Below are 21,679 nucleotides of genomic sequence, written 5' to 3'. Positions count from 1 at the left end.
GCCAACCATTGGAGCCAGAGTGTCAGAGTTAACTTGGCCGGGATATGAGCAAGATTCGCACCATGAAAAATGCCGTCCACTTGCTTAAGTGAACGGCATTACGGCAGTGTGCCGGGCTTTGTTTACAGCGGCATCTCGCTTGGCAGCACCAGTTTCACGCGCTGATACTGTGCCGGCAGCAGGCTCTGGCCGGTGCGTTTCTGGTAGGAAGCCAGCACCTTGGCCACGTATTCGCGGGTTTCCTGGTAGGGCGGAATGGTGTTGCGGTACTTGCTTACCGCGCCTTCACCGGCGTTGTAGGCGGCCAGTACCAGTGGCATGTCGCGGTTGAACAGCGACAGTAGGAAGCGCACATAGCGAGCGCCGGCGCGGATATTCTGTGCCGGGTCCAGCGGGTTGCTGGCGCCAAAGCGGCTGGCGGTATCCGGCATCAGCTGCATCAGGCCGAGGGCGCCCTTGGGTGAAATGGCGCCAGGGTTGTAGCCGGATTCCACGGTGATGATGGAATGCAGCAGCTGCGGATCCAGATTGTGCTCCCGCGCTACCCGTTCCACCATCTTGCTAAATGCAGCCGCCATCTGGCGGTTGTAGCCAGGAGCGTTGACTTGCGGAATCGGCAGTGTGTTCTGGGCGATGGCTTCCGGCTGCAGCACCGGTCGCGGAATATCGAAACTCAGCGTGGCGCCCAGGCCCGGGGCGATGGCATCGGCATGCACGTCGTAATCACTGGCAATCGGGGTGCTGCTGTCGGCATGGGCTGCGGGGAGCAGCAGCAGGCCCAGCAGAGCGGCCAGAAATACGCGGGAAGTCATGATCATCGTCTCAAAGAACCGAAGGCCGTAACGGCCGATGTCTGCATATTAATAAGGAAGTTCCGAATTTTCCAGTAAGTAAAACTTACAAATAACGCCGTCGGCATGGCAATAAAACTGCATTTTGACAGTGGCAAGCCAGTGTTGGCGGGCCTTGCGCCGTTAAACACCTTGTAACAGGCACGGCACTGGCCGGCAGAAAAATCAGCGACTTGTCGTGCGCTGACAACGCCGGCAGCGCTTATTCGCGGTGGTAGGGGTGATTGTTGAGGATGGAATAGGCGCGGTACAGCTGCTCGGCCAGCAGCACGCGCACCATGCCGTGCGGCAGGGTCATGGCCGACAGTTGCAGCATGATGTCGGCGCGTTGCTTCAGCTCCGCCGACAGGCCATCGGCGCCGCCGATGACGATGGTGATGTCGTCACCGCCGGCCATCCACTCCTTCATGGCGGCGGATAGCTGCATCGAGGTCCAGTTCTTGCCGCGCTCGTCCAGGATGACCAGCTTGCTGCGCGGGGGGATGGCGGCCACGATGCGCTCGTGCTCGGCGGCAATGCCCTTTTCGGCGGTAACGCCGCCACCGCGTTTTTCCGGCTTGATCTCTTTCAGCTCGAAGCTGATGTCACGGCCAAAGCGTTTACTGTAGTCGGCAAAGGCCTCGTCCACCCAGCGCGGCATCTTGCTGCCCACGGCCAGTAGCGTGATTTTCATATCGGCTTTCCAAAAAAGCTTGGCCGCAGCGCCTTGCGACGGTGCGGCCAACTTCGGGTCGTGCGGCTAGCTTAAACGGCAGCGTTCCACGGACGGCCCACCGGGTTGAAGGACGGCTTCTGGCCGCCCCACAGCGCTTCGATGTCGTAGTAGTCGCGCACGGCCGGCAGCATTACGTGTACAACCACGTCACCGGCATCCACCAGCACCCATTCGCCGCTTTCGTGGCCTTCGGTACCTACCAGCTCCACGCCGGCTTCCTTCAGGGTCACGGCCACGTTGTTGGCCAGTGCCTTCACCTGGCGATTGGAGTCGCCGGTGCACACGACCAGGCGCGAGAACAGCGAGGTCAGGTTGGTGGTGTCGAGCTCGACGATATCCTTGCCCTTTACGTCTTCCAGGGCTTCGACGGCCAGTTTGGCGATGTCTTGAACTTCCATGTGTTTCCTTGCAGTACGTTGCGGGACATGGCGGCAGGGTAGCGGTCGCGGCGGCCAGAGGTTCCGTAAAAGATCGGGGTGCCGCGGACAGCGGCAGTTGGCAGCAAGACACAGGGTGTCTAGCGGCGGGACGCCTCGGAATCTGTGCACAATCTGCTGCGCGTCGGCGATACGGCGTTGAAACTGTCTTCGAAATGCTCATTGACTGCATGTCAATTCCGCTTTCTCAGCCACTTTCGCCTTGTCTCGTCTTAGCTCGCTAGATTGTGAATTTATCCATGGCGCCCCTACCTTGCCGTATTCCGGTATAGCTGATGCCGGTGAATGTATTGCAATACGCCGGCGGGTATCAGCCCGCTGCAGTCCTCGCCAGCGGCCAGCTTGTGGCGCAGTTCGGTGGCGGACAGGGGAACGGGGGGCAAGGTCAGGGCGCGGATTGTACCGGAAGCCGCGCTGTTTGAAAAATCAGGTACTTGCTGCCAGTAGGGCTGCAGTGCGGCAGGCAGTTTGGCTGCATCGAAACCGGGCCGCACCGCCACCGCGATATTGGCCAGGTGCAGGATGTCCTGCCAGCGTTTCCAGCCGGGCAGGTTGTGCAGCGAGTCGCCGCCGATCAGCAGCCACAGCTGGCAAGCCGGCCCCAGCTCGGCGCGTAGCTCTTCCAGCGTTTCCACGGTATAGGCCGGGCGCTGGCGCCGCACTTCGCGCGCGTCGGCCAGCCAGCCGGCGCGGTCGGCAATCGCCAGCTGCACCATGGCCAGGCGCTGTTCGGCGCTGGCCTGCGGGCCGTGGTCGCGATGGTAGGGGTTGCCGGCGGGAATCAGCCGCAGCGTATCCAGCCGGCACTGGCTGAAGAACGCTTCCGCCATGCGCAGGTGGGCGGCGTGGATGGGGTCGAAGGTGCCGCCGAACATGCCGACGCGGCACATGGCAACAGCGGCAGCCCCGCTGTGCGCAGATGCTGCCGCTATGGCTGGCTGGGTATGGCCGGCGGGCATCAGGCCTGCGGCTGGTAGCCGTCCACCAGCAAGTCCAGCTGGCCGGTGGCCGGGTGGATCACCAGGCCGTGCACCGGGATGTCTTTCGGCATCAGCGGATGGCTGCGGATGGTGGCCACGGTATGGCGCACGCTGTCCTGCACGTTGTCGAAGCCTTTCAGCCAGCCGTCCAGGTCGATGCCGGCGCCACGCAGGGTGGCGATGGTCTCGGCGGAGACGCCGCGTTCCTGGGCACTGGCCAGGATGCGGTTCGGGTCGATGGCGCGCATGCCGCAGTCGTGGTGTGCAACCACGCAGATTTCCTCGGCACGCAGCTCATATACCGCTACCAGCAGGCTGCGCATCACCGAACCCCACTGGTGGGTAACCAGCGCGCCGGCGTTCTTGATTAGTTTGGCGTCGCCGTTCTTCAGGCCCATGGCCTTGGGCAGCAGTTCTACCAGGCGCGCATCCATGCAGGCCAGCACGGCCAGGTTCTTGTCCGGGAATTTGTCGGTCTCGAATTGTTCGTACTCGCGCGCCTCGACAAAGGCGCGGTTGTGTTCCAGCAAGCTGTTAAGCAGGCCCATTGTGTACTCCTGTGGCAATTGCTTGCCCGTGCTCAGCGGGTAGCGGCGCGGGATCGGCAAGTGTGCGCGATGGTTTTGTCGGGCGCCATGCTACCACGACCATGCAGGTGGCCAATCCCGACATTTGGTGCGGCCAACGGCGCCGTGCCGCTCATGGGCTTGCCGGCACCGCCTTGCGGAAGGTGAGCTGGTTCTTGATATGGCTGTAGCCCTGCTGCCGGTAAAAGCGGTGCGCGGCGGCACGATGCTCGGCGCAGCGCACCGTCACCTCGGCGATGCCGCGTGTGGCGGCCCATTGCTCGCAGGCGGCCAGCAGCTGCGCTCCCAGCCCCTGGCCGCGACAGTCCTCTGCCACTACCAGGCCGCCGACTTCCACGCAGGTAGCGGATTCCAGCAGCGGTCGTACAAAGCCGTGTATCCAGCCCCTTACCTGCCCCTGTGCTTCGACCACGCAGACAAAATGCTGTTCCGGCGCTGCCAGCAGCACTGCCAGCCGTGCGGCCAACGTTGCCGGGTCCGCCGGGTAGCCCAGCTGGGTGGAGAGGGTGGCCAGTGCGTGGGCATCGGCGTGCTGGGCGGGGCGCAGAGTGGGAGTCATGGCGGTACTCGGGTTCAAGGGTGGTTCAAGGTTTCAGGCGGGGCGGATGGTAATGCCACGCGCCTGCAACTGCTGGCGCAGCAGGCGGGCGAAGGCCAGCGCGTGGGCGCCGTCGCCGTGCAGGCACACGCTGTCGGCGCGCAGCGCGATGCTCTGGCCGTCCAGGCTCAGCACGCGGCCATGCTCTACCAGCTGCAGGGTCTGTGCCAGTGCGGTGTCGGCATCTTCGATAACGGCACCGGGCATGCCGCGTGGCGCCAGGCTGCCGTCGGCCAGATAGCCGCGGTCGGCGAATACCTCTTCGATAGCGACCAGACCCTGGCGGCGGGCGGCGGCGGTCAACTCGCTGCCGGACAGGCCCATCAGCTTGAGTGCCGGGTCGAAGTTGCGCACCGCGGCGGCAATGGCATCGGCCAGCGCCGGGTCGCGCGCCGCCTGGTTATACAGCGCACCGTGTGGTTTGACGTGCACCAGCCGGCCGCCTTCCTGCTGCACGATGGCCGCCAGTGCGGCCAACTGTGTGCCGACATCGGCATGTACCTGTGCCGGGGCGCGCTGCATGGCGCTGCGGCCGAAGTTTTCCCGATCCGGAAAGCTGGGGTGGGCGCCGATGGCCACGCCATTTGCCAGCGCGGCACGCACCGCGGCGCGCATGGTGGCGGCATCGCCGGCGTGCCAACCACAGGCGATGTTGGCGGAGCTGACGCAGGCCAGGATGGCGGCATCGTCGCCGCAGCCTTCGCCGACATCGGCATTCAGGTCGATCTGCATGGTCTGGTTCCCGTTCACAGGGGCGGAAGTTGGCCGCAGCCCCAGGCTGCCAGCTCGAAACGTCGCCAGTCGCGTAGCCATTGTTCCTGTGCGGCGCGGGCGCTGGCGATATCGCATTCTACAAACTGCAGCCGGCTGCCGGGTCGCGCCTGTGCCAGCAGCCACAGATCGGCCTCGATCACGCTGGCGATGCGCGGGTAGCCGCCGGTGGTCTGCGCATCTGCCAGCAACACGATGGGCTGGCCGCTGGGTGGCAGCTGTACCACGCCGGGCAATACGCCATGCGACAGTAGCTCACCACCGTGCTTGCGCTGCAGCGGTTCGCCCTGCAGCCGGTAGCCCATGCGGTTGCTGCGCGGGCTTACCGTCCACGCCTGCTGCCAGAATGCCTGCCGGCTGGCGGCATCGAATGCATGGTATTCCGGGCCGGGGATGGCGCGCAGCAGTGGTTGCCATGGCCGCTGGCGCACACCCAGCCGGCGATCAAGTTGTATGACAGTAGTACCCTGCGGCAGCCGGTCGCCGGTCTGCAGCGCCCGGCCGTGATGGCCGCCGTAGCCGGCCTTCAGGTCGGTGGCGCGGGCGCCCAGCACCAGCGGCACGTCGATGCCGCCATCCACGCACAGGTAGGCACGCATGCCGTGGCGGCTGCCGGACAGGCGCAGCACCTGCCCGGCGCGGCAGGGCAGGCGCCAGCCGCACCAGGCCGGCGCGCCGTCCAGGGTGGCGGCAAAGTCGGCGCCAGTTAGCGCGAACCAGCCGTCGCGGCCAAAGCGTATTTCCACCGGGCCCAAGGCGATCTCCAGCCCCGCAAGGTTGGCCGCATTGCCCAGCAGGCGGTTGCCGAGTATCAGCGCCGGCGCATCCAGCGCACCGTTCTGCGCAATGCCCAGGTGGCGCAGACCATGGCGGCCCAGGTCTTGCACCGTGGTTTGCACGCCGGGGCGGAGGATCTCAAGCATGGGTGGGCTCCTGCGGCACGAAGCGCACGCGGTCTCCGGGTAGCAGCAGGGATGGAGGCTCGCGTTGTGGGTCGAACAGCTGCAGACTGGTGTGGCCGATCAGCTGCCAACCGCCGGGGCTGGCGGCCGGGTAGATGCCGGTTTGCTCGCCGCCAATGCCGACGCTACCGGCCGGCACTACCAATCGTGGCTCGGCACGGCGCGGGGTGGCCAGCGTGGCAGGTAGCCCGCCCAGGTAGGCGAAGCCGGGCTGGAAACCGAGAAAGAACACGGTGTAGCGCGCGGCGCTGTGGCGGGCGATGACCTCCTGCTCCGACAGCCCGCAGTGCGCGGCCACTGCCGCCAGGTCCGGGCCGTGTTCGCCGCCGTAATGAACCGGGATATCCACCCGTCGCTGCGGTAGTACAACGCTACCGGCCTGTTGCCACAGTGCCATCAACTGGTCGAGCACGGCAGCGCCGTCGTGGCGCGCCGGGGCCAGTACCACGGTGAGGTTGTTCATGCCGGGTACGATGTCGATGAATTCTCCTTGTGCACGCAGCGTGTCGGCCAGCCACCAGATGCGGCGCTGGCAGGCAAGGGTGGCTGGCGGTGGCGCTTCCAGAACGACAGCGCGCTCTCCCAGCAGGAAGCAGCGCACGGCTGCGGGTTTCAAGGGGGTTCTCCTTCTGCGGGCATGGCGCTACCAGCGCGAGTGGTGATCCTCGGTCACCCCGGCCAGCGCCTGTACCGGGTAGACCACGCCGCTGGACGGATGGACGAGGTGGCCATCGAAGCGGCCAACCGGCTGCACGTAGCGGCTGCTGGCGAGCAGCAGGTTCTTGTCGCCATGGCGCGCGCCTTCCGGGGTGAAGGTGAGCGCCACGCAACCATCGTCGGTATGGATGTGCCAAGGTGCCAGCGGCTTGGCCGCATCGAACTCGAACCGTGCCGCAGCCACGCGCCAGGGTACGCCCTCCAGCCAGACGGCGTTTTCCGCATCGCCCATGTAACCGGCCTGCAGATTGAAGCCCAGCGGCCCGGCGTGGGCGCTGGCCCAGCGCCAGCTGGTGTCGCGCGCCAGCAGACCGTTGGAGGCGTCCAGGCTGGTGTGGCAGGCATCCAGCGGCAGGCGCCGGCCGTTGCACTCGGCATAGCCGCTGCAGGTCAGCGCGCCGCTCTTGTGAGTGGCATGCGCTTGCCAGTTGGCCGGGGCAATGGCGGCCAGCACGCTGTTGGCCGCAGGCAGGGTAATGTGGGCGGCCAGCCGCAGCGGCCGGGTATTGATGGTGAGTTCCAGCCGGGTGCCGGCATGGCGGAAGGCGATGCAATCACTGCCGCGACGGAAGGTGGCATCGCCAAAGGCCTGGTTGTCCACCCGGCAGTGCAACAGCGGTGCGCCGGTGAAATCCACCTCGGCCAGCAGGCACTGCTGCCGGCGGTCGAACAGGTAGGCAAAGGCACTGCCGGCCCAGCCTACATCCACCACGGCCACGCCGATCAGGAAATCGTCATGGGCAAAGGCGGCATATTGCCAGCGCTTGTGGTGCAGCTTGCGGGTGAGGCGTGACAGCAGCGGCAGCGGCAACGACCGCCAGCACAGTTGCGGCACGATGCCGCGATACATGCCGAAGGCCGGCACGCCGCGCTCGTGTACCAGTCGCGGCGGTGCCGCAGGCAGCAGGGTTGGCTCCATGGCAACGGGCACGGAGTGGATCATCGCCGCAGTCTACAGCAGGTTCAGCGGAATCTTCAGGTAGGCATGGCCATTGGCCGCCAGCGGCGGCAGGGTGCCGGCGCGGATATTGATCTGGATGGACGGCAGCAGCAGTACCGGTGCCGCCAGCGTGGCATCGCGTGCCCGGCGCAGGGCGATGAAGTCGGCGGCGCTGATGCCGCGGCCAACATGGATATTGGCAGCCTTCTGCTGCGCCACTGTGCTGCAGGGGGCCGGTTCGCGGCCCGCCGGCGGGTAGTCGTGGCACAGCCACAGCCGGGTGTGGTCTGGCAGCGACAGTAGCCGCTGCACCGATTGGTACAGTGTGGCGGCATCGCCACCGGGAAAGTCGCAGCGCGCGCTGCCCACGTCCGGCTGGAATAGCGTATCGCCAATGAATACGTCATCGCCGACCTGGTAGCCGATGTCGGCCGGGGTATGGCCGGGCAGGGCAATTACATTCAGCAACAATTCCCCGACACGCAGGCTGTCGCCATCGGCAAAAAGCTGGTCAAATTGCCGCCCATCGGTGGCAAATTCGTCTTCCAGTTGGAATATCGGCTTGAATACGCGCTGTACCGTATCGATGTGACAACCTATGCCGGTACGCCCCCCCAGCTGCTGTTTCAGCCAGGCCGCCGCGGTAAGGTGGTCGGCATGGGCATGGGTTTCCAGAATCCATTCCAGCTGCAGTTGCTGTGCATTGATGAAATCCACCAGCCGCTGGGCGTTGCCGGTGCTGGTGCGTCCGGACTTGGGGTCGTAATCCAGTACCGGGTCGATGATGGCGGCGTGGCCGGCCGGCTGGTCGTACACCACGTAGCTGTAGGTGCCGGTTACCGGGTCGAAGAAGGGTTCGATGCGTGCTTGCATTGCCGCTCCTGTGGCTGACAAAAGTTACACGATTCACTATATATTAAAATATAATATCCAGGTGGCGCGATAATCGCTGCATGTGGATAAGACAGAGTGGGGATATCCATGGATTTGACTGTACTGCATGACAACGCCTCCCGCGCGGCTGCCTTGCTGAAGAGCCTGGCCAACGAGGACCGGCTGCTACTGCTGTGCCAGCTGGTGGACGGCGAAAAAACCGTGTCCGAGCTGGAGCGGCTCACCGGCATCCGTCAACCCACGCTGTCGCAGCAGCTGGGCGTGCTGCGCAACGAGGTGCTGGTGAGCACCCGCCGCGAAGGCAAGTGGATCTACTACAGCGTCGCCAGCGAGCAGGCACTGGCCATTCTCGACACCCTGTACGGCCTGTACTGCGGCAAGGTCGAGGCCGGGCAGGAAGCGGAACACGCCGTATCCGACGCATGACCGTCTGGTTGCCCGACTGGCTGCGGCACTACCGGCAAGAGTGGCTGGCAGGGGATGTCAGCGCCGGCGTGCTGGTAGCACTGCTGCTGGTACCGCAGGGGCTGGCCTACGCGCTGGTGGCGGGGCTGCCGCCGCAGGTCGGGCTGTATGCCAGCCTGCTGCCGCTGCTGTTGTACGCGCTGCTGGGGCGCAGTCACGCCCAGTCGGTGGGGCCGATGGCGGTGACCTCCTTGCTAGTGGCCGCCAGCCTGGCCAAGCTGGGGCTGGGTTCCGCGGGCGACTATCTGCTGGCCGCCATCTGGCTGGCGCTGCTGTCCGGCGCCATGCTGCTGCTGTTCGGCCTGTTGCGGCTGGGCTTTCTCGCCGATGTGCTGTCCGAGCCGGTACTGGCCGGCTTCACTGCCGCCTCGGCCTTGCTGATCGTGCTGAGCCAGCTGGGGCCGCTGGCCGGCTTCCGTGCAACCGGTGCCAGTCTGCCCGCCATTGTGGATAACTTGTGGCTGCACGCGGGCAACTATTCGCAGCCCGCGCTGTTGCTTGGCCTGCCGGCGCTGCTGCTGCTGTGGTGGGCGCGCAGCGGCTTGCCGCGGTTACTGCATGCCTGGCGGCTGCACGGCTTGCTGCTGGCGATACTGTCGCGTGGCCTGCCCATGCTGGTGCTGGCGGGCAGCATGCTGCTGGTAGCCTGGCTGGGCTGGCAGGGGCAGCTGCCGCAGGTTGGCCGCATCCCCGCCGGCTTGCCCGCGATCAGCCTGCCGGCGCTGCCGGCCAGTGGTCTGGCGGCGCTGGTGTTGCCGGCGTTCTTCATTGCCCTGATCAACTATGTGCAGAGCCTGTCGGTGGCACAGCTGCTGGCAATTCCGCGCCGCGAGACGGTGGACCCAGATCGGGAACTGCTGGCGCTGGGGGCCTGCAACCTTGGTGCCGGCCTGTGCGGCGGCTTTCCGGTTACCGGCGGCCTTACCCGTTCGATAGTGAATGCCGAAGCCGGCGCCAACACGCAGCTGGCCTCGCTGATCACCATGGCAATGATCGCGGCGCTGCTGGCCTGGGGCAGCGGCCTGCTGGCCAGTCTGCCGCTCAGCGTGCTGGCCGCCACCATCATGGCTGCCGTGGCGCCGCAGGTGCGACTGCAGCCCCTGTTGCAGGCCTGGCGGGCGGATCGCAGCGATGCCATTGCCTTTGCCGTGACCTTCCTGCTGGTGCTGTGGCTGGGGGTGGACAGCGGCATCATCGCCGGGGTGGTGATCTCGCTGGCGGCGTGGCTGATGAAAAGCAGCCGCCCGCACATGGCCGAGCTGGGCCTGCTGCCGGGCGGCAGCCATTTTCGCAATGTGCAGCGCTACCCGCAGTGCCAGACCCTGCCAGGGGTATTGATACTGCGCATCGACGAAAGCCTGTATTTCGGCAATGCCCGCCATGTGCGCGACGCCCTGCTGGCTAGGTTGGCCGCGGAGCGGCAGGTGCATACCCTGCTGCTGGTGATGAGCGCGGTGAACCGCGTGGATGTCACCGCGCTGGCCATGCTGCAGCGGCTGGACGAAACTTTGGCCGAACGCGGCATACGCCTGCAGCTGGCCGAGGTGAAGGGGCCGGTGTGGGACGTGATGCTGGGCGCCGGGCTGGCCGAGCGCTTTACCGGCCGCGTGCATCTGTCTACCTATGCTGGCTGGCAGGCGCTGACGCCGGCGCCGGATTTCCATATTTGATACTGTCCGCTTGCAAACCGGCTAACGAACTTGTCGCACATCTGGCTATCATACCCGGCATGACATCCGCTCCCCGACTCACTGCCCTGCTGGCAGCGCTGCTGCTGGCCTGGCCGGCCAGCGCGCCGCTCGCCAGCGACAACCTGCCCAATCTTGGCACCGTGGCGGAATCCGCGGTGCCGCTGGCGGAGGAGAACCGCATCGGCCGCGATATCCTGCGCTCGCTGCAGGATGACGGCGATGTCATCGACGATGCCGAGGTGAACGACTACCTTGCCGACCTCGGCGCCGCCCTGGCCGCGGCGGCACAGGCGCCACAGACACCAGTCAGCTTCTTTGCCGTGCGCGATGCCAGCATCAACGCCTTCGCCCTGCCTGGCGGGGTGATCGGCGTGCACAGCGGCCTGGTAACCGCCACCCAGAACGAAGGCGAGCTGGCATCGGTGCTGGCGCATGAAATCGCTCACGTCACCCAGCGCCACCTGGCGCGCATGTACCAGAGCAGCAGCCAGAACCAGCTGTGGGTGTGGGCGGCGATCCTGGCCGGCATCGTGGCCGGAGCGCGCAGCAACAACAGTGATGTCGCCATAGGGGCAATGAATGCCGGCATGGGGCTGGGCATGAGTCAGCAGCTGGCCTACAGCCGCGATTTCGAGCGCGAAGCTGACCGCATGGGCATGCAGTACCTGGCCGGTGCCGGCTACGACCCGCGTACCATGCCGGCGTTTTTCGAGCGTCTGCAGCAGGTACACCGTCACAACGACAACAATGCCTTCGGCTTCCTGCAGACTCACCCGCTTACCGTGGAACGGCTTGGCGAAAGCCAGTCGCGGGCCCAGTCCTACCCGGCGCGCATGCGGCTGGACAGCACCGACTACCTGCTGATGCGCGAAAAGATGCGGGTGGCCGCCATGCCGGCGGAACAGGTATTGCCGTTCTACAGCAGCGCACTGAACAGCAGGCGCTACCTGAATCGTGGCGCCATGCTGTATGGCCTGCTGCGCGCCCAGCTGGCCCACGGCAACCTGAAGGAAGCCCAGGCGCTATGGCCCCAGGTCAAGGCCGCGCTGCCGGCACACCCGTCGCTGCTGTTGCTGGAGGCCGAGCTGCAGCGTGCCGGCGGGCAGCAGGCGCAAGCGGTGACCACGCTGCGCCAGGGGTTGGATGTCTATCCGGCACGGCGCGCGCTGCGCCTGGCGCTGATCGACACCCTGCTGCAGGCCAATCGCCAGGCCGAGGCACGGCAGGCCATCGATGCCGCACTGGCGCGCTACCAGGACAGCCCGCAGCTGTGGCGCCTGGCCGCGCGCAGTTACGGCGAGGCAGACGCGCTTCGATATCATGCCGCGCTGGGTAATGCGTTCTTTTTCGAACAAAAGTTCGAATCCGCGCGTCTGCAGTATCAACTTGCCACCCAGGCGAGCGGCGATGACTTCTACCTGCGCTCGTCTATCGAAGCCCGATTGCGTGAAATCGGCACTAAGCTGAAACCTGGTCAGCGCGACGACAAGCCCTGAGGTTGGCCGCGTAGTGCCGCCACTACAGCGCAAACCCCTGCAGCCAGCGCTTGCCGCCGGATTCTGCTGGCATGCTCAGGCCGTTGCCAGTCCTTGGCATATCGCAAAAAAACAACATGATGCGCTGCAATATCCATGAATTTAAAGCCGTTTTCGAGTGAAAACCCTAATAGCCTATTCCTTCGCGAAACAGGCAGGCTATACACTCTGCCGCGTGTAAGAATGTTTTCATTTTCGCAAATTTTATTTGCGGATTTGTTCGATTATAATCGTTTGCAGTCGTGTGGCCCAAGATAGGGCCCAATGTATGCCAGCCCGCCCCCCATTGTGGGCCGGCATGGAAAATAACAGTGAGGATGTGAGATGGCAGCAATCTACCCTGACGATATCGATCCGATTGAAACCCAGGAATGGACCGAGGCAGTCGAGTCGGTACTGGACAATGACGGTGCCGAGCGCGCCCATTACCTGCTGGAGAAAATGGTAGAGCGCACCCGCCGTCGCGGTGCTCACCTGCCGTTCGAAGCCACCACCGCTTACCAGAACACCATCCCGGTGGTGAAAGAACAGAAATCGCCGGGTAACCACGAGCTGGAGCACCGCATCCGCTCGATCAACCGCTGGAACGCCATGGCCATGGTGCTGCGTGCCGGCAAGAAAGATCTCGAACTGGGCGGCCACATCGCGTCGTTCCAGTCTTCCGCCACCCTGTACGACGTAGGCTTCAACCATTTCTGGCGCGCCCACAACGACGAGCAGGAAGGCGATCTGGTGTACTTCCAGGGCCACATTGCCCCGGGCGTCTACTCCCGCGCCTTCCTGGAAGGCCGCATCAGCGAACAGCAGATGGACAGCTTCCGCCAGGAAGTGGACGGCGGTGGCCTGTCCTCCTACCCGCACCCGTGGCTGATGCCGGACTTCTGGCAGTTCCCCACTGTATCCATGGGCCTGGGCCCGTTGATGGCCATCTACCAGGCGCGCTTCCTGAAGTACCTGGAAAGCCGTGGCCTGGCCAAGACTCCGGGTCGCAAGGTGTGGTGCTTCTGCGGCGACGGCGAGATGGACGAGCCGGAATCCCTGGGCGCCATCGCCCTGGCCGCGCGCGAAGGCCTGGATAACCTGGTGTTCGTGATCAACTGCAACCTGCAGCGTCTGGACGGCCCGGTACGCGGCAACGGCAAGATAATCCAGGAACTGGAAGGCGACTTCCGCGGTTCTGGCTGGAACGTGATCAAGGTAGTGTGGGGCAGCCGCTGGGACCCGCTGCTGGCCATGGACACCAAGGGCCTGCTGAAGAAGCGCATGGACGAGTGCGTGGATGGCGACTACCAGACTTTCAAATCCAAGGACGGCGCCTACGTACGCGAGCACTTCTTCGGCAAGTACCCGGAGCTGCGCGAGATGGTGGCCAACATGTCCGACGACGAGATCTGGGCGCTGAACCGTGGTGGCCATGATCCGCACAAGGTATACGCCGCCTACCACCAGGCTACCCACAACGCCAACGGCCGTCCGACCGTGATCCTGGCCAAGACCATCAAGGGTTACGGTATGGGCTCTTCCGGCGAGGCGCAGAACGTGGCCCACCAGGCCAAGAAGATGGCGCTGGAAAACCTGCGCAAGTTCCGCGACCGCTTTGCTATCCCGATCTCCGATGAAGATCTGGAAAAAGTACCGTACTACAAGCCGGCGGAAGATAGCCCGGAAATGAAGTACATGCGCGAACGCCGTGCCGCGCTGGGTGGCTACCTGCCGGCCCGCAAGCCGGTGAAGGCGCCGCTGGCGGTGCCGGGCCTGCACGTGTTCGACAGCCAGCTGGGTGATTCCGGCGAGCGCGAATACTCCACCACCATGGCCTTTGTCCGTCAGCTGGGCATCCTGCTGAAAGACAAGAACATCGGTAAGCAGATCGTGCCGATCGTGCCGGACGAATCCCGCACCTTCGGTATGGAAGGCATGTTCCGCCAGTACGGCATCTGGTCCACCCAGGGTCAGAACTACGTACCGCAGGATGCCGACCAGCTGATGTTCTACAAGGAATCCAAGGACGGCCAGATGCTGCAGGAAGGCATCAACGAGCCGGGCGCGATGTCTTCGTGGATTGCGGCAGCTACCAGCTACGCCAACCACGGCATCCCGATGATTCCGTTCTACATCTACTACTCAATGTTCGGTTTCCAGCGTATCGGCGATCTGGCCTGGGCAGCAGGCGACATGCGCGCCCGTGGCTTCATGCTGGGCGGCACCGCTGGCCGCACCACCCTGAACGGTGAAGGCCTGCAGCACGAAGACGGTCACAGCCACATCCAGGCCGGCCTGATCCCGAACTGCATCAGCTACGACCCGACCTACGCCTACGAGCTGGCGGTGATCCTGCAGGACGGTCTGCGTCGCATGTATGTCGAGCAGGAAGACGTGTTCTACTACATCACCCTGATGAACGAGAACTACACCCACCCGGCCATGCCGCAAGGCGCCGAAGAGGGCATTCTCAAGGGCATGTACCTGCTGAAGGATGGCGGCGACGCCGCGGTGAAAGTGCAGCTGATGGGCTCCGGCACCATCCTGCGCGAAGTGATTGCCGCTGCCGACCTGCTGCGCAACGACTTCGGCATCGCTTCCGACATCTGGAGCGTTACCTCCTTCAACCAGCTGCGTCGTGACGGCATGGAAGCCGCCCGCCACAACCTGCTGAACCCGGTAGGTGAACAGCGCCAGTCCTTCGTCGAGCAGCAACTGGCCGGCCACAGCGGCCCGGTGATTGCTGCTACCGACTACATCCGCAACTACGCTGACCAGATCCGCGAATACGTGCCGGGCCGTTACGTGGTGCTGGGCACCGACGGCTTCGGTCGCTCCGACAGCCGCGCCAAGCTGCGCGAGTTCTTCGAAGTGAACCGTTACTACGTGGCCGTGGCGGCACTGTCCGCCCTGGCGCGCGAAGGCAAGGTAGAGGCCACCAAGGTAGCCGAAGCCATCGCCAAGTACGGCATCGACCTGAACAAGCTGCCGAGCTGGAAGGTGTAACGGTAGGGCGGAAGCCCCGGCAGCAGCCGGGGCGTTCCGCCTGACAGCCAAGACATTTGGCGGCATGCCCCTGCGGGTGTCCGCCCTACGTGGATGTGGATAAAACCATGAGCAATCTGATCGAACTGAAAGTGCCCGACATCGGCGGTCACAGCAACGTAGACATCATCGAAGTGTTCATCCAGCCCGGCCAGAGCGTGGCGGTGGATGACTCCCTGATCACCCTGGAAACCGACAAGGCCACCATGGAAGTACCGGCGGAAGCCGCCGGCGTGGTGAAGGAAGTGCGTGCGGTACTGGGTGGCAAGATTTCCGAAGGCGACGTGATCGCCATCATCGAAGTGGGCGCGAGCGCCGCTGCACCGGCCCCGGCTGCTGCGGCTCCTGCTCCGGCTCCGGCCGCCGCGCCTGCCGCCGCCCCGGCTGCAGTAGCCAGCGCTCCGGCCCCGGCTGCCCCGGCAGCTGCGGCCAACGTTGGCCGTAGCGAGATCCGCGTGCCGGATATCGGCGGCCACAGCGGTGTGGACGTAATCGAAGTGGCGGTAAAAGTGGGTGACGAGATCAAGCTGGACGACAGCCTGATCACCCTGGAAACCGACAAGGCCACTATGGAAGTGCCGGCCACTGCCGCTGGCCGCGTGGTGGAAGTCAAAGTGAAGGTAGGCGACAAGATCAGCGAAGGCGATCTGATCGTGGTGGTGGAAGGCGCGGGCGCCGCTGCTGCTCCGGCTGCCGCCGCACCTGCACCGGTAGCCGCACCGGTTGCTGCTGCACCTGCTGCCGCTCCGGCTGCGCCGGTAGTGGCCCCGGTAGCTGCTGCCGTGGCCGCCGCCTTCAACGAAGCCGGTTTTGCCAAGTCGCATGCCGGCCCGTCGGTACGCAAGCTGGCGCGTGAGCTGGGCGTTGACCTGTCCAAGGTGAAAGGCTCCGGCCGCAAGGGCCGTATCGTCGATGCCGACGTGAAGGGCTTCGTGAAGGCCGTGATGCAGAACCCGGCGGCGCTGGCCCCGGCTGCCGCCTCGGCCGGTTCCGGCGTGGGCCTCGATCTGCTGCCGTGGCCGAAGGTGGACTTCGCCAAGTTCGGCCCGATCGAAACCAAGCCGCTGTCGCGCATCCAGAAGATTTCCGGTGCCAACCTCAGCCGCAACTGGGTGATGATCCCGCACGTAACCTTCAACGACGAGTGCGACATCACCGAGCTGGAAGACTTCCGCAAGCAGATCGGCAAGGAGTGGGAAAAATCCGGCCTGAAGATCAGCCCGCTGGCCTTCATCATCAAGGCCGCCGCCGAGGCGCTGAAAGCCTTCCCTGCGTTCAACAGCTCGCTGGATGGCGACAACCTGGTGCTCAAGCAGTACTACCACATCGGCTTTGCCGCCGATACGCCGAACGGCCTGGTGGTACCGGTGATCAAGAACGTGGACCAGAAAGGCCTGCGCGAGATCGCCAAGGAGCTGACCGACCTGTCCGCGCTGGCGCGTGACGGCAAGCTCAAGCCTACCGACATGCAGGGCGCCACCTTCACCATCTCCAGCCTGGGCGGCATTGGCGGCACCAGCTTCACTCCGATTGTGAATGCGCCGGAAGTGGCCATCCTCGGCGTGTGCAAGTCGCAGATCAAGCCGGTATGGAACGGCAAGGAATTCGCGCCGCGCCTGATGTGCCCGCTGAGCCTGTCCTTCGACCACCGCGTGATCGACGGCGCTGCCGCTGCCCGCTTCACCGTGTACCTGGGCAAGCTGCTGTCCGACGTGCGTCGCCTGATTCTGTAATCACGCGCAGGGCGGAAACTCCGGCTTGCCGGGGCTTCCGCCCGCTGTTTGCGAGCTAGCTGAATATCGGCGGAACGCCCCTGCGGGCTTCCGCCCTACGGATGAATAGCCATGAGCAATCTGATTGAACTGAAAGTGCCGGACATCGGCGGCCACAGCAACGTGGACGTGATCGAAGTGTTCGTGAAGCCGGGCGACAGTGTGGCCAAGGACGACAGCCTCATCACCCTGGAAACCGACAAGGCCACCATGGAAGTACCGGCGGAAGCCGCCGGCGTGGTGAAGGAAGTACGCACCGCCGTGGGTGGCAAGGTGTCGGAAGGCGACGTGATCGTGGTCATCGAAGCCGCCGGCGCAGCCGCGGCTGCCCCGGCACCTACAGCTGCAGCTCCGGCCGCTGCGCCGCAAGCTGCTGCGCCGGCAGCCGCGCCGGTAGCTGCCCCACAGGCCGCCAGCCATAGCGGCGGCGCTGACATCGAATGCGACGTGCTGGTACTGGGCGCCGGCCCCGGCGGCTACTCCGCCGCCTTCCGCGCCGCTGACCTCGGCCTGAAAGTAGTGCTGGTGGAACGCTACGCCACCCTGGGCGGCGTGTGCCTGAACGTGGGTTGCATCCCGTCCAAGGCGCTGCTGCACAACGCGGCAGTAATCGACGAGGTGAAACACCTTGCGGCCAACGGCATCAAGTACGCCGAGCCGGAAATCGACATCGACATGCTGCGCGGCTACAAGGAAAAGGTAATCGGCAAGCTCACCGGTGGTCTGGCCGGCATGGCCAAGGCACGCAAGGTACAAGTGGTGCGTGGCGTGGGTAGCTTCCTCGACCCGCATCACCTGCAGGTGGAAACCACCGAAGGCGCCGGGCAAGCCAAGACCGGCGCCAAGCAGGTGGTGAAGTTCAACAACGCCATCATCGCCGCCGGCAGCCGCGTGGTGAACCTGCCGTTCATCCCGCAGGACCCGCGCATCGTGGATTCCACCGGCGCGCTGGAACTCAAGGCCGTGCCGAAGAAAATGCTGATCATCGGCGGCGGCATCATTGGTCTGGAAATGGGCACCGTGTACTCCACCCTGGGCGCGCGCCTGGACGTGGTGGAGATGATGGATGGCCTGATGCAGGGCGCCGACCGCGACCTGGTGAAGGTGTGGGAAAAGATGAACGCCCACCGCTTCGACAACATCATGACCAGCACCAAGACCGTGGCAGTGGAAGCTCGTGAAGACGGCATCTACGTCACGTTTGAAGGCGCCAAGGCCCCAGCCGAGCCGCAGCGCTACGACCTGGTACTGGTAGCAGCCGGCCGCGCGCCGAACGGCAAGCTGATCGGCGCTGAAAACGCCGGTGTGGCGGTAACCGATCGCGGCTTCATCGAAGTGGACAAGCAGCAGCGCACCAACGTGCCGCACATCTACGCTATCGGCGACATCGTCGGCCAGCCGATGCTGGCCCACAAGGCGGTGCACGAGGCGCACGTTGCGGCGGAAAACTGCGCCGGCGGCAAATCCTACTTCGACGCCCGCGTGATTCCGGGCGTGGCCTACACCGACCCGGAAGTGGCATGGGTTGGCGTGACCGAAGAGCAGGCCAAGCGCGACGGCATCAAGATCGAGAAATCGGTGTTCCCGTGGGCCGCCTCCGGCCGCGCCATCGCCAACGGTCGTGACGAAGGCTTCACCAAGCTGATTTTCGATGCGGAAACGCATCAGGTCATCGGCGGCGCCATCGTCGGCACCCACGCCGGCGACATGCTGGGCGAAATCTGCCTGGCAGTGGAAATGGGCTGCGACGCCACCGACATCGGCAAGACCATCCATGCTCACCCCACTCTGGGCGAAAGCATCGGCATGGCCGCCGAAGTGGCACACGGCAGCTGCACCGACCTGCCGCCGCAGCGCAAGAAGTAATCGCACACAGCTTGCGGCCAACGTTGGCCGCAGCGTGCAGCAACAAGGGCAAGCCTTACGGCTTGCCCTTTTTCATATCCCTCAGTTATGGAGTTGGCCTGCAAATGCAGCGTGTAGCCCGGATAAGCCGCAGGCGCATCCGGGGACGAGGGGTGTAGCTACACCGGCCAATACCACTGTGCATTGATGGTTTGGCTGGTGCGCGTCTTGTCATATCCCCGGATGCGCCTAGGGCTTATCCGGGCTACGCGTGTTCATGTCCAAGGTTTTGGTGTTTACTGCCTCGTCTTCTCCAAGCCGGCGACAATCCAGCGCTGGATGCTGACGGTGTCCATGGCGCCGGCCTGGCGCTGGATTTCGCGGCCGCCCACGAACAGGATCAGCGTGGGGATGCTGCGGATGTTGAAACGCTGGCCGAGGGTGGTTTCGGTCTGGGTGTTGATCTTGGTGAAGCGCACTGTGGGCATAGCGGCGGCGGCCTGGGAGAAGGCTGGGGTCATCATCTGGCACGGGCCGCACCAGGGCGCCCAGAAATCCACCACCACCGGGATGTCGTTGCGCGAGATGTGCTGTTCGGCGTTGTCCACCGTCAGCTCCAGCGGCTTGCCAGTGAGCAGCGGTTGGTGACACTGGCCACAGTTGGGGCTGTCGGCAAGGCGGCTGGCCGGTACGCGGTTGGTGGTGGCACAGTGTGGGCAAACCAGGTGCAGGGCGGTGGTGGTCATGGCGATCTCCCATAGGCAATGACTGGCAGATGGGTTCTGGCGGCTCGGCTTTCAAGCGCGAAGCGGCGCGCCCGTCTGGTTTGCGCTCGCGCAAGCCGCCGCTGTGTGATGCTTGCCGGCATGGTGGCTTGCCCGCAAGCTATGGGTACCGTGCAAATCAGGGAGCAATACATGAAGCAATGGATGATGGTAGTGATGATGGGGTTGCTGGCCGCCGGTGCGCAGGCGAAATGTCCGGGTGCCAGCAAGACGGTGTTTGCCTGCCAGACTACTAAGGGCAAGCAGGTGGAGGTGTGCGATGCCGGCAAGACCATCGGCTACAGTTTTGGCAAGCCGGGGGCAATGCCGGAGCTGGCGCTGAACGTGCCGCGCAGCCAGGCATCCACCAGCCAGTGGCAGGGAGTGGGGCGCTACATGTCCTACGCGGTGGATATTCCCAATGGCAAGACGGTGTATTCGGTGTTCTGGGGTGTGGATCGCCTGAGCGAAGAACACGATATCGAGGCCGGCGTGAATGTGCTGATCAACGGCAAGCAGGCCGCCACGGTGATGTGCCGGCCGGATACGGTACAGCAGGAGCTGGAGGGTATCGATCTGAAACCGTCGGAGTAAGCGCCGTAGCCCGGATAAGCGCAGCGCATCCGGGAAGTTGGTCGCAACCCCGGATGCGCCGTTGGCTTATCCGGGCTACGAACCAAACAGCTCGGCAGCGCGCAGCGCGGTGCCCTGTGCATCGCGGGCGGAGAGTGTCGGTGCGGCCGCAAGCGGCCAGCCGATGGCCAGCTCCGGGTCGTCCCAGCGGATGCAGCGTTCATGTTCTGGGGCGTAGTAGTCGGTGGTCTTGTACAGCACCTCGGCGTACTCGCCCAGCACCAGAAAGCCGTGGGCGAAGCCTTCCGGCAGCCATAGTTGTAGCCGGTTGTCGGCGGATAGCTCGTGCCCCAGCCACAGGCCGAAACTGGGCGAGCCGCGGCGCAGATCCACTGCCACGTCGAAAATCGCCCCCTGCAGCACGCGCACCAGCTTGCCTTGCGGCTGCTGCAGCTGGTAGTGCAGGCCGCGCAGCACGCCGCGCGCCGAGCGGCTGTGGTTGTCCTGCACGAACCTTACCTGCCGGCCGATGGCGGCGTCGAATTGGCGCTGGTTGAAGCTTTCGAAGAAGAAACCGCGCGCATCGCCGTGTACTACCGGCTCAATCAGCTTGACGTCGGCGATGGCGGTATCGATTACACGCATGCTCAGAACACCCGGTGTTGCAGCAGGCCCAGCAGGTAGCGGCCGTACTCGTTGTGTTGCAGCGCTGCAGCCAACGTGGCGACCTGTGCGGCGTCTATCCAGCCGGCGCGATAGGCGATTTCCTCCGGGCAGGCCACTTTCAGGCCCTGGCGTTTTTCCAGGGTGGCGATGAACTGGCTGGCTTCCAGCATGGCGTCGTGGGTGCCGGTATCCAGCCAGGCGTAGCCGCGGCCCAGGGTTTCCACCGCCAGCCGGCCCTGTTGCAGGTAGGCGTTGTTCACGTCGGTGATTTCCAGCTCGCCGCGCGCCGATGGCGCGATGCCGCGGGCGATGTCCACCGCCTGGCTGTCGTAGAAGTACAGCCCGGTCACCGCGTAGCGCGAGGCTGGCTGTGCCGGTTTTTCGGCGATAGACAGCGCCTTGCCGGCGGCGTCGAAGCTCACCACGCCGTAACGCTCCGGGTCGTGCACGTGGTAGGCGAACACCGTGGCGCCGTCGCGCTGCTGGCTGGCAGCCTGCAGCACGGCGGGCAGGTGGTCGCCGTAGAAAATGTTGTCGCCGAGGATCAGCGCCGCCGGTGCGCCGGCCAGGAAGGGCTCGGCCAGCAGCAGCGCCTGGGCGATGCCGTCCGGGCTGGGTTGCACCGCGTACTGCAGGCTGATGCCCCACTGGCTGCCGTCGCCCAGCAGCTGGGCAAAGCGCGGCGTGTCCTGCGGGGTGGAGATGATCAGCATGTCGCGGATGCCGGCCTGCAGCAGCGTGCACAGCGGGTAGTAGATCAGCGGCTTGTCGTAGATCGGCAGCAGCTGCTTGCTCACCGCCAGCGTGGCCGGGTACAGCCGGGTGCCGGAGCCGCCGGCGAGGATGATGCCTTTGCGTGGCTGGTTCATGGCTGTGACCTTGGCAAGGT

The 21,679-nt window shown here is 64.9% G+C and carries 21 protein-coding genes; 7 read left to right on the top strand and 14 right to left on the bottom strand.

The features are described 5' to 3' along the window. Positions 1-122: 122 nt before the first annotated feature. The 11 genes from ACFOKJ_RS11530 to ACFOKJ_RS11480 form a co-directional block, all read right to left on the bottom strand. Positions 123-812 carry a lytic transglycosylase domain-containing protein gene (locus ACFOKJ_RS11530; protein WP_390279682.1) on the bottom strand — a complete coding sequence of 230 codons (690 nt, stop codon included), beginning with the start codon at positions 810-812 and terminating at the stop codon, positions 123-125. A 241-nt stretch (positions 813-1,053) separates the two neighbouring features. After that, on the bottom strand, positions 1,054-1,524 hold the full coding sequence (gene rlmH / locus ACFOKJ_RS11525; protein ID WP_390279680.1) for a 23S rRNA (pseudouridine(1915)-N(3))-methyltransferase RlmH: 471 nt from the start codon (positions 1,522-1,524) through the stop codon (positions 1,054-1,056). A 71-nt stretch (positions 1,525-1,595) separates the two neighbouring features. After that, the gene (gene rsfS / locus ACFOKJ_RS11520; RefSeq protein WP_390279678.1) at positions 1,596-1,964 is read right to left on the bottom strand and encodes a ribosome silencing factor; all 369 of its coding nucleotides are present in this window, start codon (positions 1,962-1,964) and stop codon (positions 1,596-1,598) included. A 287-nt stretch (positions 1,965-2,251) separates the two neighbouring features. Then, positions 2,252-2,893, bottom strand: a complete 642-nt coding sequence (gene nadD, locus ACFOKJ_RS11515; RefSeq protein WP_390279676.1) for a nicotinate-nucleotide adenylyltransferase — start codon at positions 2,891-2,893, stop codon at positions 2,252-2,254. Between the two features lie 68 nt (positions 2,894-2,961). Continuing rightward, complete coding sequence (locus ACFOKJ_RS11510) at positions 2,962-3,531, bottom strand: beta-class carbonic anhydrase (protein ID WP_390279674.1); 570 nt, start codon at positions 3,529-3,531, stop codon at positions 2,962-2,964. Positions 3,532-3,682: 151 nt separating this feature from the next. Further along, the gene (locus ACFOKJ_RS11505) at positions 3,683-4,129 is read right to left on the bottom strand and encodes a GNAT family N-acetyltransferase (RefSeq protein ID WP_390279672.1); all 447 of its coding nucleotides are present in this window, start codon (positions 4,127-4,129) and stop codon (positions 3,683-3,685) included. A gap of 33 nt (positions 4,130-4,162) precedes the next feature. Further along, a complete protein-coding gene (gene pxpA / locus ACFOKJ_RS11500) occupies positions 4,163-4,900 on the bottom strand; it encodes a 5-oxoprolinase subunit PxpA (RefSeq protein ID WP_390279670.1) in 738 nt (245 codons plus the stop codon). 14 nt (positions 4,901-4,914) lie between these two features. Continuing rightward, positions 4,915-5,862 (bottom strand): 5-oxoprolinase subunit C family protein, encoded by a 948-nt coding sequence (locus ACFOKJ_RS11495; protein ID WP_390279668.1) that lies wholly within the window; start codon positions 5,860-5,862, stop codon positions 4,915-4,917. Further along, positions 5,855-6,517: a 5-oxoprolinase subunit PxpB gene (gene pxpB / locus ACFOKJ_RS11490; RefSeq protein ID WP_390279666.1), complete on the bottom strand. Its 663-nt coding sequence runs from the start codon at positions 6,515-6,517 to the stop codon at positions 5,855-5,857. Before pxpB ends, ACFOKJ_RS11495 begins: the two co-directional genes overlap by 8 nt. A 27-nt stretch (positions 6,518-6,544) precedes the next feature. Continuing rightward, on the bottom strand, positions 6,545-7,561 hold the full coding sequence (locus tag ACFOKJ_RS11485; RefSeq protein WP_390279664.1) for a DUF2804 domain-containing protein: 1,017 nt from the start codon (positions 7,559-7,561) through the stop codon (positions 6,545-6,547). A gap of 9 nt (positions 7,562-7,570) precedes the next feature. Further along, positions 7,571-8,431 (bottom strand): MBL fold metallo-hydrolase, encoded by an 861-nt coding sequence (locus ACFOKJ_RS11480; protein ID WP_390279662.1) that lies wholly within the window; start codon positions 8,429-8,431, stop codon positions 7,571-7,573. 108 nt (positions 8,432-8,539) lie between these two features. Between ACFOKJ_RS11480 and ACFOKJ_RS11475 the strand changes: the two genes are divergently transcribed. From ACFOKJ_RS11475 to lpdA, 6 genes are all read left to right on the top strand, one after another. After that, positions 8,540-8,878 (top strand): ArsR/SmtB family transcription factor, encoded by a 339-nt coding sequence (locus ACFOKJ_RS11475; RefSeq protein WP_390279660.1) that lies wholly within the window; start codon positions 8,540-8,542, stop codon positions 8,876-8,878. Continuing rightward, positions 8,875-10,587, top strand: coding sequence for a SulP family inorganic anion transporter (locus tag ACFOKJ_RS11470; RefSeq protein ID WP_390279658.1), 1,713 nt, complete (start codon positions 8,875-8,877; stop codon positions 10,585-10,587). The genes ACFOKJ_RS11475 and ACFOKJ_RS11470 overlap by 4 nt, the downstream gene beginning before the upstream one ends. 59 nt (positions 10,588-10,646) lie before the next feature. Further along, entirely contained in the window at positions 10,647-12,104 is a 1,458-nt protein-coding gene (locus ACFOKJ_RS11465; RefSeq protein WP_390279656.1) for a M48 family metalloprotease, read from the top strand. A gap of 363 nt (positions 12,105-12,467) precedes the next feature. Next, positions 12,468-15,131, top strand: a complete 2,664-nt coding sequence (gene aceE, locus ACFOKJ_RS11460) for a pyruvate dehydrogenase (acetyl-transferring), homodimeric type (protein WP_390279654.1) — start codon at positions 12,468-12,470, stop codon at positions 15,129-15,131. 107 nt (positions 15,132-15,238) lie between these two features. Beyond that, on the top strand, positions 15,239-16,903 hold the full coding sequence (aceF, locus tag ACFOKJ_RS11455; protein WP_390279653.1) for a dihydrolipoyllysine-residue acetyltransferase: 1,665 nt from the start codon (positions 15,239-15,241) through the stop codon (positions 16,901-16,903). A gap of 111 nt (positions 16,904-17,014) precedes the next feature. Then, positions 17,015-18,808, top strand: a complete 1,794-nt coding sequence (gene lpdA, locus ACFOKJ_RS11450) for a dihydrolipoyl dehydrogenase (RefSeq protein ID WP_390279651.1) — start codon at positions 17,015-17,017, stop codon at positions 18,806-18,808. A gap of 275 nt (positions 18,809-19,083) precedes the next feature. Here the strand turns inward: lpdA and trxC are convergent, their stop codons facing one another. After that, a complete protein-coding gene (gene trxC / locus ACFOKJ_RS11445; protein WP_390279650.1) occupies positions 19,084-19,533 on the bottom strand; it encodes a thioredoxin TrxC in 450 nt (149 codons plus the stop codon). Between the two features lie 171 nt (positions 19,534-19,704). Here trxC and ACFOKJ_RS11440 point away from each other — a divergent pair, with 171 nt between their 5' ends. After that, complete coding sequence (locus ACFOKJ_RS11440; protein ID WP_390279648.1) at positions 19,705-20,145, top strand: hypothetical protein; 441 nt, start codon at positions 19,705-19,707, stop codon at positions 20,143-20,145. 75 nt (positions 20,146-20,220) lie between these two features. Here ACFOKJ_RS11440 and rfbC read toward each other — a convergent pair whose 3' ends face one another. Together rfbC and rfbA are read right to left on the bottom strand one after the other, a co-directional pair. Then, on the bottom strand, positions 20,221-20,769 hold the full coding sequence (gene rfbC / locus ACFOKJ_RS11435; RefSeq protein WP_390279646.1) for a dTDP-4-dehydrorhamnose 3,5-epimerase: 549 nt from the start codon (positions 20,767-20,769) through the stop codon (positions 20,221-20,223). A gap of 2 nt (positions 20,770-20,771) precedes the next feature. Further along, complete coding sequence (rfbA, locus tag ACFOKJ_RS11430) at positions 20,772-21,659, bottom strand: glucose-1-phosphate thymidylyltransferase RfbA (protein ID WP_390279644.1); 888 nt, start codon at positions 21,657-21,659, stop codon at positions 20,772-20,774. Positions 21,660-21,679 lie beyond the last annotated feature (20 nt).

This window comes from Vogesella amnigena, assembly GCF_042648905.1.
Lineage (GTDB): Bacteria > Pseudomonadota > Gammaproteobacteria > Burkholderiales > Chromobacteriaceae > Vogesella > Vogesella amnigena.
This window is presented reverse-complemented; position numbering and strand designations above follow the sequence as displayed.